Origin of the sequence: Duncaniella freteri, assembly GCF_004766125.1 — a bacterium.
In the GTDB taxonomy this organism is placed as follows: domain Bacteria; phylum Bacteroidota; class Bacteroidia; order Bacteroidales; family Muribaculaceae; genus Duncaniella; species Duncaniella freteri.
On sequence record NZ_SJSA01000001.1, the window covers coordinates 1,510,507 to 1,526,222 of the forward strand.

Annotated in this window: 8 protein-coding genes; 3 read left to right on the forward strand and 5 right to left on the reverse strand. The window is 48.3% G+C overall.

Annotation, left to right across the window (positions count from 1 at the left end):
• Positions 1–9: 9 nt before the first annotated feature.
• On the reverse strand, positions 10–912 hold the full coding sequence (locus EZ315_RS06450; protein WP_135471354.1) for a helix-turn-helix transcriptional regulator: 903 nt from the start codon (positions 910–912) through the stop codon (positions 10–12).
• Between the two features lie 592 nt (positions 913–1,504).
• Here EZ315_RS06450 and EZ315_RS06460 point away from each other — a divergent pair.
• Entirely contained in the window at positions 1,505–2,074 is a 570-nt protein-coding gene (locus EZ315_RS06460) for a hypothetical protein (protein WP_135471355.1), read from the forward strand.
• A 425-nt stretch (positions 2,075–2,499) separates the two neighbouring features.
• Entirely contained in the window at positions 2,500–5,115 is a 2,616-nt protein-coding gene (locus EZ315_RS06470; protein WP_135471356.1) for a UvrD-helicase domain-containing protein, read from the forward strand.
• A 62-nt stretch (positions 5,116–5,177) separates the two neighbouring features.
• Here EZ315_RS06470 and EZ315_RS06475 read toward each other — a convergent pair whose 3' ends face one another.
• A complete protein-coding gene (locus EZ315_RS06475; RefSeq protein WP_135471357.1) occupies positions 5,178–7,358 on the reverse strand; it encodes a TonB-dependent receptor in 2,181 nt (726 codons plus the stop codon).
• A 646-nt stretch (positions 7,359–8,004) separates the two neighbouring features.
• Between EZ315_RS06475 and EZ315_RS06485 the strand changes: the two genes are divergently transcribed.
• Positions 8,005–8,919: a carbohydrate kinase family protein gene (locus EZ315_RS06485; protein ID WP_135471359.1), complete on the forward strand. Its 915-nt coding sequence runs from the start codon at positions 8,005–8,007 to the stop codon at positions 8,917–8,919.
• Here EZ315_RS06485 and EZ315_RS06490 read toward each other — a convergent pair.
• The 3 genes from EZ315_RS06490 to EZ315_RS06500 are packed head-to-tail and all read right to left on the reverse strand — an operon-like array spanning position 8,914 to position 15,595.
• Positions 8,914–10,521, reverse strand: a complete 1,608-nt coding sequence (locus EZ315_RS06490; protein ID WP_135471360.1) for a YifB family Mg chelatase-like AAA ATPase — start codon at positions 10,519–10,521, stop codon at positions 8,914–8,916. The genes EZ315_RS06485 and EZ315_RS06490 overlap by 6 nt on opposite strands.
• A gap of 55 nt (positions 10,522–10,576) precedes the next feature.
• The gene (mfd, locus tag EZ315_RS06495) at positions 10,577–13,930 is read right to left on the reverse strand and encodes a transcription-repair coupling factor (protein ID WP_135471361.1); all 3,354 of its coding nucleotides are present in this window, start codon (positions 13,928–13,930) and stop codon (positions 10,577–10,579) included.
• 21 nt (positions 13,931–13,951) lie between these two features.
• Positions 13,952–15,595 (reverse strand): S41 family peptidase, encoded by a 1,644-nt coding sequence (locus EZ315_RS06500; RefSeq protein ID WP_135471362.1) that lies wholly within the window; start codon positions 15,593–15,595, stop codon positions 13,952–13,954.
• Between the last annotated feature and the right edge of the window lie 121 nt (positions 15,596–15,716).

Below are 15,716 nucleotides of genomic sequence, written 5' to 3' on the forward strand. Positions count from 1 at the left end.
GATGGCAGGTTAATCTTTCGATTCATATAGAGAGAGGGTCTCATGCAGGGAGGATGTGACCATGGCTCGAAGTTCCGGTGGTGCGATCACGCACACATTCGGGCCTAATGACAGCACCTCCTGAAGAAAATCGGGGGTGAGGCGCAGGCGGTAATAGAATATTGAGTAGTCATCGTGTACCACCTCCCGCTGGGAATGATGAAGAGGGAGTGCTCGGAAATATTTTGCTTGCCGCGAATCGGTGCGCAGTGCCACATCCTTGGCTTCTCCCTGAGAGAACACTATGCCGAATGTGTCGCGCACATAGCTCTCTGCGTCAAAAGTCGGGTCCGGCTCAAATGTGTCATCGTCCAGCGTGACATCCTCCATGCGGTCGAGTGCATAGGTCTTCACTTTCTGGTCCGCCACATTGCGTCCTGTAAGATACCACCGCTGACGGAAAATTTTCAGGAAATACGGCTCCACGATGACTCCGTTGCTGGGTGTCGAGCGTGTGTATGGACGGTAGGTGAAATGTACGGCACGGTGTTCGCGCAGGGCGGATATCACCTGCGACAGATATAGGCGTGCGGACGGCACATCCTCAAGGAATATCCTCTCGGATATGTCGGAGGCGGTGGATAGCGCGTTGCTCATGGCAGCAGTGTTGAGCAGCCAGTCGGTGACCCCCTCCTGATGGTTGTCACCTGTGGCGATGGAGTATTCATAGGTGGCAGGGTCATAGTTGATTGATATTGAGAAAAGCTCCTCAATGGCTTCACGGTAGTTGTAGAATGTGCGGCGCGGGAGCGGTTCACCGTTTGAAAAAGGTGATATTACCCACAGCTCGTTAAGCTTTCCACGCTTTATGGAGCCGTACCTTCTGATGGTGTCGATGAGCCACACATAGCGGCCTAATAGATTTCGTGCCATAATTGTTCAGTGGGGGAGGGGGACCGGTTGCAAAGGTAAATAAATTTATGGATTTCCTGCGCCTTATAATGTCACAATTCATCAGATTTTTATTTGAGAGTAGTATCGGACTATTTGTGTAAACTCAAATTAAATATAACTACCAACATTCCAATATGAGAGTGTATTTTCTAATATATTGCATAGGAAATGTTTTTTTACTGCTATAAAACAGTTTTTTTGGACACTTGGAGAACCAATAGAGGTATAAAAAGAAAAAAAGAGTCCTAAAATGCTGATTTTTACCTGTCAGTGAGATACTTTTATGGGATTTTAACTACCTTTGTATTTGGATTGAGACAACTCTTTCCACGAAATTTTGAAATAATAAGAAGCGTTATGCTTATCTTGTGAATTGGAAACGTAGGAAATTTCACAATTACACACAAGGATGGCATAGTGGTTCTCACGCTATAGCGTGGGCTGCTATTACTACATTCGTGTGTACAGGTTTCCTACGACCTCCAATTCAGAACGTGGCATTTGCAGTTCCACGCTTCTGCGTGATTAACGGCTCAATAGGAACTAAAAGAGCCACTTGAATAAGAAGAAAATGAAAAAGCTCTTAATCACTTTAGCCATGCTCTTTGCTGTTATCAACATTATGGCACAAGAACATCTCTCTTTCAAAGGTATTCCCATTGAAGGAAGTATGACATCATTCTGTCAGAAACTCAAAGCCAAAGGATTTACTTCAATTGGTCGTGACAATAACATAACGTTGTTTACTGGTGATTTCACAGGGCGTAAGGCTACAGTCGGTGTTAAAGCAACAGACGATGGAAAAAACGTTTTTGCTGTAGTCGTTTTCTTTGAGCCAAGCGAAGAGTGGAAGACCCTTGTTTATATTTATGACTATTACAAGGATCTATATACTCGTAAATACGGAGAGCCTACAATTTCAAAAGAAAACAATCCTGCACATTCTGATTCCAATACTGCTTTAATGGCAGAAGTACATCAGGGAACTGTCGTGTATGGCAGCGCATGGGAAGTGACAGGTGGTGATATACAGCTTTCAATAGAAAAAACATCAGGTGTCTATGAGGGTGTGGTCATGATACGTTATCGGGACTCGCTGAATGCTGAAGCCAAAATCAAAAATGATTTAGACGACATCTAAAAACAGTGTAGTATGAAAAGATTTGTAACGCCCAAGGAAGAAGCAAAATAGCAGCTCGTACAAACGTATGACATAGGACGCTTCAAGCTCTTTCCCACACAAAATATGTGGACATTCATTAATCTTGACACTCAGGACAGGACAGATGTCGCAAGTGCAATATAGCGTCAAAGGTGATGAAGGACGCTTTGAATACGACTTAAATCCTAATCCGCTGGTCACGAGGTAAGAAAGTCAATGGACGTTTTGAACTTTATTCCACTCAAAACATCTATAACTTCATTCTCCTTGACAGAATAGACGGTAAAACATGGCAGGTTCAGTGGTTGTTCGATGAAGAAAACCGTGCAGTCGTACCTATTAACCATGCTGTCCCAGCCACAAATTAAATACGCCGACAGCCTAATTTATAACAAGTTGTAAAAATGACTCTATTGCTCACTTTAGGTTTATGTATCGCTGCTATAGCTATTGTTGCCATAGTAGCGATACGCATATTGTTAAAAAAGAATTCGAATGAGCTGTCTTTTAGAGTAGAGAGCATAACTCCTTTCCAAGCCAACCATGAAAGCAGGGAAGAAACACTAAGACAAGAAAACGAACACTTTTTTAAAGATATCGAGTCCAATTTGGAACAAACATTTAATGGGCAATACATAACATTTCGAGAAGAGAAACTGTTTACGGAATATTATACAGAGTTGTTCCATGAAGTAAATGACTGTCTTAAACGGCTTGAAACATTCCATGTGGAACCGTCTGAAACAATCGCAAAATTTGTATCTGATTTTGAGAATCTACAATGGCTCATCAAAAGCCATAATGACAGATTTATAAAAGAGGAACTTAACACCTATAAGGATTTTTTCGACCATTGTCTGAAATATCCGTTGGATAAGCAACAAAGACGATCCATTGTGTCAGGTGAGGACAACTGTTTGGTAATCAGTAGTGCAGGAAGCGGAAAGACATCGTCTATTGTGGGAAAAGTGAAGTATCTTATAGAAATTAAACATATTGAGCCTCAAAATATCCTCCTTATTAGCTATACCAACAAGGCGGCCGCCGAACTGACAGACAGAATGGGTATTGAGGGATTGCGTGGTTACACATTCCATAAACTTGCTCTTGATATCATCGGACAGGTGACAGGTCAGAAACCGTCGATATGCAGTAACACAGACGCACTGTTTTTGAAAATATATCAAGAACTACTTGATGACGACAACTTCAAAAAGAGTGTGGTTGAATACTTCTTTGATTACCAAATTCAAGAACAAGATTGGGAACGACAAAAGAACGAGCGTAGGCAACAGCTTTCAGAACAAAAAGAAACACGTTTGAAAGCGCAGTTTCCGGATATGGATGGGAAGACTGTTTACGTTCGAAGTGAACAGGAGCAGAAAATATGTCTTGCGCTGTCATTGCTTGGCGTGAAATTCAGATACGAAGAACCTTACGAACATTCTTTGGCAGATGAAATGCATTCGCAATACATGCCGGATTTCTCCATTTATTATGAACGAGACGGTGAAACAAAACGAATATATCTGGAACACTTTGGCGTGGACGAACACAGCCTTGTCCCTATGTGGTTTGCCAAAGACCGAGGTATTACCTATGAAGAAGCCAATCAGCAATATAATGACGGTATCACATGGAAAAAGGCCGCACATGAGAAATTCGGTACGGAACTATTGACAACCACAAGTGCTGATTTTCACTATTACGATATCAGGGACAAACTGAAGATACAACTGGAAAAGGCAGGTGTTCCTGTCAAAGAAAAAACGGATGCGGAATTATATGATATGGTTCTGTCTCCCAACAGCAAGCAGGAAAAATCGTTTATCCGGCTTGTCGTCACCTTTGTAACATTAATAAAGTCAAATTGCAGATCCATACATGAGGTTATAAGGGAAGTTAAAAGCATAGGAGATGAGCGTAACGAGTTCATTATAAAGAATATTTTTCAACCTGTTTATGAACGATATATTGAAGAATTAAGAAAACTCAATCAGATAGATTTTACGGATGCGATACTGCAAGCTACCGATATATGCCGTTCACTTCACCCTGTGAGATACGATTATATTATTGTCGATGAATTTCAAGATATATCGTTTGATCGCTACAATTTTTTGAAAGCTCTTAGAGAAGGTAATCCACCTGCTAAACTATACTGTGTCGGAGATGATTGGCAATCAATATATCGTTTCTCCGGCAGTGACATGGCTCTCTTTAATAGTTTCCAAGATTTCTTTGGTCATACTGATATAAACAAGATTGAAACCACATACCGCTTTGGCGAACCGTTGGTCAGCCTATCATCGCAATTCATACAACAGAACGGAACACAAATAAAAAAGGACATACATCCATACAATCCGGAAACCAAGACCGAATTGTTCTTTTACGAGTATGACCGAGCCAATTATTGCAACGTTATCGAACAGTTGGTTGCGTCAATTCCTTTGGACAAATCTATTTTTTTGTTAGGACGATATTCATTCGATGATTACTATCTGTCATACAGGTATCAATCCACGAAAGAGGGCAACAGATTTTACTACTTTATCGGAAACAGGAAAATAGAGTTTCTGACAGCCCATAAATCCAAAGGTCTTGAAGCGGACTATGTGATAATTCTCCAATGTAATAAGGACACATATGGATTTCCGTCCCTGGTCAATGATGACCCTGTGCTAAATTATGTTTTGACAAAGAGCGACCAATATCCTTATGGCGAAGAAAGGAGATTGTTCTATGTTGCAATTACAAGGGCGAAGATAAGGACTTTCGTATTATATGACAAGCGTTTTCCGTCTGTGTTTGTTGATGAAATTCTGCATCCCGAAAAAATTACAGAAAAAAGTTATGAAAAGCATCCAAATGCGAATAAAAGATGGACACGCAATGCCGATAACTTTCTAATGACGCTGTATCATGAGGGGAAAAGCATAAAATATATTGCAGCAAAAATGGGAAGAAGCCAAACATCAATAGTGATGCGTTTAGGAAAACTTGAAGGGAACAAATAACTAAAAACCATTGTGTATTATGATACCCCTTCGATATAATCGTATCGGAGGGGTATCATATGTCAGAATTTGAGGATGATTCCGGCATTTGCAACGAATCCGTCAAGGGGGGCGTATATGTCACGGAATTCGGGATTGCTGATGCTTCCTGTATATATGGTGTCAAAGCGGGTCTGTCTGCGGTCGGTGAAGTTCTCGAAGTTGGCGTATATAGAGAATTTATCCCAAATCTTCTGTATCATGAACCCCATCGTCACATAGTCCTTTCCCATCAATCCGTCAGTGAGATGCTGCTCGCCGACATAGTACAGCTCATATCCTATCCTCCAGCTGTCCTCTACCTCATACATCAGCATAGAGTTCAGGCGATGTTTCGGAGTGAGGGTTTTCCTGTGGTTCATGCCGTTTTCCTTTATCCTGGCATCGGTGTAGGTGTATCCGAGAAAGAGACTGAAATCAGAGTACATCACTTTTACGTTAGTCTCAGCACCTTTGCTGTTCATGTTGCCTGCGATGTTGTAGAAACGGTACAGGCCGTCGGACTCTTTTTTGAGTTCGAGCGGGTGACGGAGATAGGTATAGAAGAAGAGCTGATTCACAGTGAATAGTACACGTCCGTCGGCTATGGAGGTGCGGTAGTTGAAATCAAGGTTGGCTCCGTAGCTACGTTCGAGCTTATTGAATTCCTTGTCGATAGGGAGCACGTTCTCATATTGCAGCCTTTCGCTCTCTTCCGAGAATATTGACGGTGGCTTGTAGCCGAATCCTCCGCCTATGCGTGTGGAGAACTTATTGTTGAACCTGTATAGGGCTGATATGCGTGGCAGTATTGCAAAGCCGTAGTCGTGAACGTAATCTCCGCGCAAGCCGCTTTCAATTACCATGTTTTCGCTGATGTTGACGGTGTTCTGAACGAAGGCTCCGAAAGTGTTCAGGCTGAAGTCCCTGGCAGGGATGGATGTGAGCTGCTTTTCATCGAAGTGTTCGGTCCAGGCGTTGGCTCCGGCAATCCATTCGCATTTCTCTCGGGTGTTGATGTATGACAATTCGCTGAATGATGACCACTGGTCGCCTTTGAAGCGGTAGTCAGGGATCTCTAATCTGCGGCGGAACAATGTCACACTGTTCTTTACATTGAGACTGCTGTTGCCATTTAGCTTGTGTTTTACATTCAGTCGTGAGGAGTAGCGTTGGGAGCTGTTTTTCTCGAAATACGGATGGTCGGAGGTGTGACCGTGCTTTATGTAGTGTATGTCGCCTCCCAGACGGTCCTCGATCATAGCTTCTATGCCGAGGCTTGCGATGGTGTTTTCGCTTGGGTAGAGGAATATGGTGGGATTGAGTGTGAACCGGTCAAATTCAGGTATGGCGGTAAATCCTACATCGGATGGGTCATATGCCCAGTTGCGGTTGTAGGAGGCAAAGACTGTGGTGCCTGCTTTGTTGAAACGTTGAGAGTAGAATGTGTTCACATCAAGCCCTTTAGCTGTGGTGCCGTTGAGCTGAACCTGGAAATCACGCTTTTCTTCAGGGGTCTTTGACACAAGATTGACAAGACCTGCTATGGCTCCGCCGCCATAAAGCGTACTTGATGAGCCTTTGATAATCTCAACCTGTTTGAGATCAAGCGGAGGTGTCTGTAAAAGCCCCAGACCGGCAGCCGCGCCCGAGAAGACCGGAAATCCGTCTTTCAGTATCTGAGTGTATTTCCCGTCAAGTCCCTGTATCTTTATGAGGGAGTTGCCCGATATAGCCGATGTCTGTTGGGTCTGTATGCCGGTGCTTTCGCTGAGGAGCATACGGATGTCGCCAGGTTTCATGAGGCTCTTTTCTTCCAGTTCCTCTGAGCCGATGAACTCCACGCGTGTAGGGAGGTCATTGAATGTGCGTGTGCCGCGAGTGGCTGTTACCACCACCTCTTCAAGCTCGTTTTCTTCCTCTTCCAAGGATATTATGACAGTTTTGTCGGGTGATTGAAGCGGGAATGTGAATTTTTTTCGTTCAGTCTCGAATCCGGTGCATGAGAATATGATGGTGTGTGTGCCGTCAGGGATACCTGTGATGGTTACAATCCCTTCTGCATCGGACATTGCCCCTTTGTTGCTGCCTTGCAGGATGGCTGTGGCTCCGATAAGGGTTTCGCCACAATCTCCGTCGATGATTTTGGCTTTGAATATGTTTTGTGCACAGACTGACTGTAGCGATAAAAGCATTATCGCTATGAATATAGATAGTTTTTTCATTGTTAAGATGATTTATGATTGGTGTGGAAATACGGGTCACGACTGTATTAGTCATGACCATGTTATTACTGACCGATAATAGTCGTTTAACAATGGACAGGAGGGGGCGTGTCGACCGATATGAAAATGTAGGGGATCTTGTCGGATGCCGGTAGCAGGTAGTCTATGTGTGCATAATTGATATGGACGGCGGTTGTAGTCCGGGGTGTCACTACGAATCCCGAACAGGTGGTGCATGCTATGAACGGTGAGCAGCAATTGCAATCGCTGTCACATTCTTTTCCGCAATTGTCATCGGCACAGGAACACTTAGTTTCATGCAGCACACATGTGTCATGCTCAAATGCAGGAGCTGTGCACATAAGCATAATAAAGGTGGCTAATATGAATGAGATAAAGCGCATGAGTAGAGCGTGCCGTTCTGAAATCCGTCTGCAAAGGTACAAAAAATGACGGAAAATTAAAAAAAATTAAAAAAAAATAAAAAGCAGAGTTCATGCAGTCATGATTTAAGGTATTGCTAACATCAGGGAGGATGGTTGATGTGAATTTTTTATGTTTTTAGTGCACATTCTGACTGTGGGATGATGCAAGGTATGGACGATTTGAGTATTTTTGCGGAGATTAATTTTTAGTAATGTGTGTCATGAATGAAAAATTTGAGAATTCTCCGGCACTGATAGTCGGTATCGGGGAGTTGCTGTGGGATGTTCTGCCTGACGGAAAGAAGATAGGTGGTGCGCCATGTAACTTTGCTTATCATGTGTCGCAGTTCGGGCTGCCAGCCATTGGGGTGAGTGCAGTAGGCAATGATGATCTGGGCGAGGAGCTTAAAGCTGCGGTCCTGGCAAGGGATATAGAATGTAATATTGCGGAAGTGGACTATCCCACCGGCACGGTACAGGTGAGCCTTGACGCTGCCGGTGTGCCTTGCTATGATATAAAGGAGGGTGCTGCCTGGGATAATATACCGTTTACTGATGCGCTCCGTGACATTGCGTCGGTGACGCGTGCTGTGAGTTTCGGCTCCCTGGCTCAGCGCAGCGAGGTGTCGCGTGCTACCATAAAGGCATTCCTGGACGCCATGCCTGACGGAGACGGACAATATAAGGTGTTTGACATAAACCTGCGGCTCAGTTTCTATACACCGCAGGTGATATCCGATTCTCTTGCACGCTGCAATGTGCTCAAGATTAATGATGAGGAACTTGAGGTGGTGAGCGGGATGCTCGGCATCAGCGGTGGCAGCCAGCAGGAAAGATGCATTGCATTGCTTGAGAAATATGGACTCAGGACATTGATTCTCACATGCGGAGTGAACGGCAGCTATGTGTTCACCGGTAAGGAGGTGTCGTTTGTGGAGACACCACGTGTGGATGTCGTTGATACCGTAGGTGCCGGCGACTCATTCACAGGGGCGTTTGTGGCAGGAATGCTGAGCGGAATGCCACTGAGAGAAGCCCACAGGCTTGCAGTAGACACATCGGCATATGTGTGCTCGTGTGCAGGTGCCATGCCGAAACTTCCTGACAGCCTTGTAGGAAGGGTGCCGAGGTTATAGACCAGAGGTCTTTCCCCAAGAGCCACGGTCGAGAGAGCGGTAGGCGAGGGCTTCGTAAAGATGATCGCTGAGGATCGGTGATGAGGCTGCCTCCGATATGCTTTTGGTGTCGGTCGGGTCAAAGTGTTCCCGCGTGGCATAGTCAAGGTCGGCTATGGTACGTGCCACTTTCAGGATGCGGTCGTAGGCTCGCGCCGACATGTCGAGGCGGGTCATTGTATCCCTTAGCAGCCGTGTGCACTCCCCGTCGAGTGTGGTGTGGACTGAGAGCAGACGATGGGTCATCTGGGCATTGCAGTGGATATGCCTCTCAAGGGAGAATCTATGGTCCTGGAGCAGTCGTGCTCTAATAACGCGGTCCCTTATGTCGGCACTTGTCTCCGCTGGGTTCTTGTCGATAAGGCTGTCAAACGGCACTGGAAAGATCTCCACCTGTAAGTCAATGCGGTCAAGCAGTGGCCCGGATATGCGGTTGAGGTACTTCTGCACCGCTCCAGGGGAGCATGTGCACTCCTTTGTGGGGTGGTTGTAGTAGCCGCACGGACATGGATTCATGGATGCGACAAGCATAAATCCGGTCGGGTAGTCGATAGTGTATTTGGCGCGTGATATGGTTATGTGCCTGTCCTCCAATGGCTGCCGCATCACTTCGAGGACCTGTCGGGAAAATTCAGGGAATTCGTCCATGAACAGCACGCCGTTATGAGCGAGTGAGATTTCGCCGGGTACAGGGTTGCTCCCTCCGCCGACGAGTGCTACAGGTGATATGGTGTGATGTGGCGACCGGTAAGGGCGTGATGTCATGAGCCGCGAACCGCTTTTGAGACGTCCAGCCACAGAGTGTATCTTGGTGGTCTCAAGAGCCTCGGAGAGAGTGAGTGGCGGCAGTATGGTAGGCAGCCGTTTTGCCATCATTGATTTGCCTGACCCGGGAGGTCCGACAAGCAGTATGTTGTGTCCGCCGGCACAGGCTACCTCAAAAGCACGTTTCACTGGCTTCTGTCCCTTTACCTCGGAGAAATCGCAGTCGAATATTCCGGACGAGCGGGTGAATTCCTGCCGTGTGTTCACGACTGTCGGAGCCAATGAGGATTTCCCTGTGAAAAAATCTATGACTTCCGATAGGGAGCTCACGCCGTAGACATCCAGGTTGTTTACTACAGCAGCTTCCGATACATTTGCCTTAGGGACTATCATCCCTTTGAAGCCGAGTTCACGTGCCTTGATTGCCATGGGTAGCGCACCGCGTATTGGTAGCACAGAGCCGTCCAGTGACAATTCCCCCATTATCATGTAACTTTCCAGCGGGTGGGAGCATCTTATCTGCTCGGTGGCTGCAAGTATGCCTATGGCGATGGGAAGGTCGTAGGCGGCACCCTCTTTGCGCACATCTGCCGGTGACAGGTTGACCACTATGCGTCGGCGCGGCCAGGAGAAGCCGCATTGAGTCATTGCCGATACCACACGCTCGTGGCTCTCCCTGACGGCTGTGTCCGCCATCCCGACGAGCGAGAATGACACCCCTTTGTCGGACGCTACTTCGATGGTTACGATTATGGCGTCTATGCCTTGCACGGCGGCTCCGTAGGTCTTGATAAGCATGTTTGTGTGGTATTAGGTTTGTGTGGTAATTGATATGGCGTATAGATGTGCCTGGTCAGGTAGCTTTTTCCTCTCCGATCACTTCCTGTAGGATTGCGACTGCGGTCTCTACGGAAGGGACATTTAGGAAAGCGAACGACTTCCGCTCATTCCTGTCGCGTATCTGCACACGTCGCGGATGGGAAGTGAGGTAGCCTATGAGGCGTCCGAACATGTCGCTCTGATAGTATGCCTTGTTGCTGTCGTCAACAAAATAGGTGAACATCTTTCCTTGTTTCAGAGCCACTTTCTCGATGCCGAGGCGGCGTGCGAGCCTGCGTAGACGCGGTATGCGGAGCAGTTCGAGAGTCACGTCAGGAATGTTGCCGAAGCGGTCGGTGAGGCGTGAGCGGAATGCCATCAGGTCGCTCTCACGCTCTATGCCGTCGAGTTCCTGATAGAGTGCTATACGCTCGCTTTCTGTCGGCACATAATCGGCAGGCAGGAGGAGTTCCATGTCGCTTTCTATCACGCAGTCGGCTACATATTCCTCATCCGCGCTCTCCAAAGTCTCAGCCTTGTCGAGCCCTGCAAACTCCTGTGTGCGGAGCTCTGTCACAGCTTCCTTGAGAATCTTCTGGTAGGTTTCATATCCGAGGTCGGCAATGAAGCCGCTTTGCTCCGCGCCAAGCAGGTTGCCCGCACCGCGGATATCAAGGTCCTGCATGGCTATGTGGATGCCGCTCCCAAGTTCGCTGAAGCTTTCTATCGCCTGGAGGCGACGTCGGGCTACAGGTGTGAGTGGTATATGAGGCGGCACAAGCAGATAGCAGAAAGCCTTGCGGTTGCTGCGCCCTACACGTCCTCGCAGCTGATGGAGCTCGGATAGTCCGAAGTTCTGAGCGTTGTTGACTATTATGGTGTTGACGTTTGGCATGTCTATGCCGCTCTCTATTATAGTGGTGGCTATGAGCACATCATAGTCATGGTTGGCGAAGTCGATGATGACCTTCTCAAGCTGCTCGGGGGGGAGCTGTCCGTGTCCCACTATTACACGAGCATCAGGCACGAGGCGTTTCACCTGTGCTTCGAGATCGTAGAGCCCTTCGATGCGGTTGTTGACTATGAACACCTGTCCGTTGCGTGACAGCTCGAAGTTGACAGCCTCGCTTATGATGTCGTCGTTCCCGGCGTTGACCGAGGTGATGATCGGATACCGGTTGGGAGGAGGGGTGTTGATGGATGATAGGTCGCGGGCACCCATCAGGGAGAATTGTAGAGTGCGTGGAATCGGTGTCGCACTCATGGTGAGGGTGTCGACATTTGTCTTTAGCTGCTTGAGTTTCTCTTTTACGGCAACGCCAAATTTCTGCTCCTCGTCGATAATAAGGAGCCCGAGATCTTTGAACCGCACCTCCTTGCCTATTATCTTGTGGGTGCCTATCAGTATATCGATCTTTCCTTCGGCGAGATTGCTTACTATCTCTTTGACCTGTTTGGCTGTGCGTGCGCGTGACAGGTAGTCCACTCGCACAGGCAGTTCCTTGAGCCGTTCGGAGAATGTCCGGAAATGCTGATAGGCAAGTACGGTTGTGGGGACGAGCACTGCGGTCTGCTTGCCGTCGACCGCAGCCTTGAATGCGGCTCGTATAGCCACTTCGGTCTTTCCGAATCCAACATCGCCGCATATGAGACGGTCCATGGGTTTCGGGCTCTCCATATCGGCTTTCACGGCTCTGGTGGCAGTCAGCTGGTCAGGGGTGTCTTCGTAGATGAATGAGGCCTCAAGCTCTTGTTGCAGGTAGCTGTCAGGGGCGAAAGCATGCCCTTGCTCCTCTTTTCGTGCGGCATAGAGCCGGATGAGGTCGCGGGCTATGTCCTTCAGCTTGCTTTTGGTCCGTTCTTTCAGCTTGTTCCATGCCCCGGTGCCGAGTTTGTTGATTTTAGGGGGCACACCCTCCTTGCCACGGTATTTGGCAAGCTTGTGCAGCGCGTGTATGGATACGAAGATTATGTCGTCGTTGGCATATACGAGCTTTATCATCTCCTGTGTGCGTCCGTTGACATTTGTGCGTAGGAGTCCGGCGAATCGGCCCACGCCGTGGTCGACATGCACTATGTAGTCGCCCGGCTCTATCGCACTCAGTTCTTTGAGCGACAGAGCGAGCTTGCCCGAGCGGGCGCGGTCACTTTTAAGTGTGTACTTGTGGAAACGGTCGAATATCTGATGGTCCGTGAACACGCACATCCTGAGCCCCTTGTCGCTGAACCCTTCATGTAATGTGGGCAGGACAGGGGAGAATGATATGGTGGAGTTGCCCCGGTCGGCAAATATTGCATTGAGACGTTCGATCTGTTTCTCGCTGTCGCTTAGTATATATATAGTGTAGCCGTCATTTATGAATTGTGTGAAGGAGTCGGCTATGAGGTCGAAGTTCTTGTGGTAGATAATCTGGGGAGAGCATCCGAAGTCGATGCTTGCTCCTGCCTCGGTGTCGGGGCGGGCTCCGGATGTGAATCGCAGCTGACGGAATCCTGCAAACTGACGGCTGAACTCATCGGCGTCGACCACCTGGTTCATAGCCGCAGAGTCACCTTCGCCTGCTATAAGTGCGCTTTGTGAGAAGTCTTCGCCTGCGATGGCACGTATGCGGCTCACAGTATAGTCGGCATCGCGCACCACAAACAGTGTCGAACTGTCGATGTAGTCAAGCAATGATCCGCCCGACGAGCTTTCCGAGGCTATGCCCGAGGTGATCGATACCTCGTTAAGTTTCTGCTCCGATAGCTGTGTCTCGATATTGAAGAGACGGATAGAGTCAATTTCGTCACCGAAGAAGTCGATGCGAAGCGGGAGTTCATTGCTGTAGCCGAATATGTCGAGAATGGAGCCTCGGGAGGCAAACTGTCCAGGCTCATACACATAGTCCACTTCGGAAAAACCGTTGCCTCTCAGCCATTTTATGATGTCTGTGAGGTCATATTCCCCTCCCGAGACAAGGTGGATGGTGTGCTCGTCGATGGTCCTGCGCGATGCGACCTTCTCAGCCAACGCCTCGGGATATGTGACCACATATTGAGGTGCTGAGTCCAAGTGCCAGCGGTTGAGAGCTTCGGTGCGGAGTATCTGTGAGGGAGGGTCGACCTGTCCGTACTTTATGTCACGCTTGTAGCCCGACGGGAACATAGCCACCTTTTCTTCGCCTATTATTCTCGTTAGGTCGTGATAGATATAGCCGGCATCGTCGAGCGAGTCAGCCACGACAACAGTGGGAGCTTTGCGGGCAGGCATGGCTCCGAGCATCATAGCGGGAGCTGACCCGGCAAGATTGTATACCGAGATTATCCTGGTGCGGCTGCCGAGGGCTTTCCTGAGGGCTTCGCCGCGAGGTGAGGAAAGGATTTTTTCGCTGAGTTCCTGGAGGGTCATTGTGTTTGCCGGAATGGCAAATTACGGGTGAATTATAGAGTTGTAGCGAGGTGTGGTTAGCACCGTTACGGCGGTATCGACGGTCTGGTCGTTGCGGAGCGAGTTGATGATCTCGCCTTTCTGATGATAATATCTGCTCACGATTTCTCCTGCAAGATAAGGGGAGATGTTCTTGCGGTTGATGTCAAGGTCATGGTTGAGGTCATGTTTCATCATTCCGGCAAGCACATCGAACTGAGCTTTGGTCGAGTCGTTCATGTATCCTTCTGCTTCGGCTATCTTTCGAAGCTGGTCTACCGCGCTTTCACACACCTTATCGTAGTTGAAGCGTGCAGGGTCGATGAATTTTTTGAACTCCTCGTAGATGGTATCGGTGATCTCGAATTCCTCGGGAGCTGGTATGCTGCTATGGGTGGCGGCATAACGGTTGGCGAAATCGAAAGCCCAATTGTCGCGCACCACATTGTAGGTGAGACGGTTCACTTCGGGCAATTCAATCTTTATGTCGGGTGTGATGCCTCCGCCGTCACGCACCTCTCGTCCGCCGGCTGTGTGGAACACGGTGGTCAGCGAGTCGGGGATTCGCGCCACTGTGCCGTCGGGGTTGCGGTGGGAGTAGTCGATCGCCTGTATGAGCCTGCCCGAGGGTATGTAGTATTTTGCTATGGTGACTTTGAGGAGGCCGTCGTAAGGGAGCTGGCGGGTGGATTGCACGAGTCCTTTCCCGAACGAGCGGTTGCCTATCACAACACCTCGGTCAAGGTCCTGGATGGCTCCGGTCACGATTTCGGAAGCTGATGCCGATGCGCCGTCAATGAGCACGGCAAGAGGAATCTTAGTATCCACTGGAGCCACAGATGTCTTGTAGACCTTCTCGTTAAGCACACCTTTGCCACGAGTGTTAAGCACGGTGGTCCCTTTCGGAAGGAAGAGTCCGAGTATCTGCACCGCGCTTTCAACGAGTCCGCCACCGTTGCTGCGGAGGTCGAGAACTATGCCTTTGGCTCCGTCCTTGATGAGTTTTTCGAGGGCTTCCCGCACTTCGGGATAGCTTTTCTCGGAGAATGTGTTGAGGCTTATGTAGCCCACATTGTCCTTGAGCATACCGTAGTAAGGCACGGACGGTATCTGAATCTTTGCACGCTTGATGTCAAACGAAAGTATGGAATCCTTTACATAAGGGCGGTTGACCAGTACACGCAGCATGGTGCCGTTCTGTCCCTTAAGATGCTCGCTTACCTTGGAGGATTTCCATCCTGCCACCGAGTCGGAGTCGATCATCACTATTAGGTCGCCCGGACGGAGGCCTGCGCGCTGTGCCGGGCTCCCCTCGTAAGGGTCGGCGATTATCACGCCTCTGGGGGTCTCCTGTATCACCGAGCCTATGCCGCCGTATTCGCCGGTGGTCATGGTGCGGAACTGTTCCTGCTCCTTGGCGGGGATGTATTCAGTGTACGGGTCAATGTCGTTGAGCATCGCAGCTATGGCTGTGTTGATGGACTTCTCGGCATCGATCGAGTCGACGTAGAAAGTCTGCAACTCTTTATACAGAGAGTTGAAGATATCGAGATTTCGCGATATATCGCTTTTTTTGCTACGTGTTGCAGCCGAAGCGAGCATGGACAGCACGATGAGAGCGGCGGCGAAAAGGGTCAGTTTCTTCATAGGGGATATTATGGTCGTTGAAAACGTGGGTATAAAATTACTCAATTTCTATTACTTATATAACACGCCACGAGTCAAAAAGTCAAAAAATCACTTTAAAAATTAAATTTTTTGCGAAAAG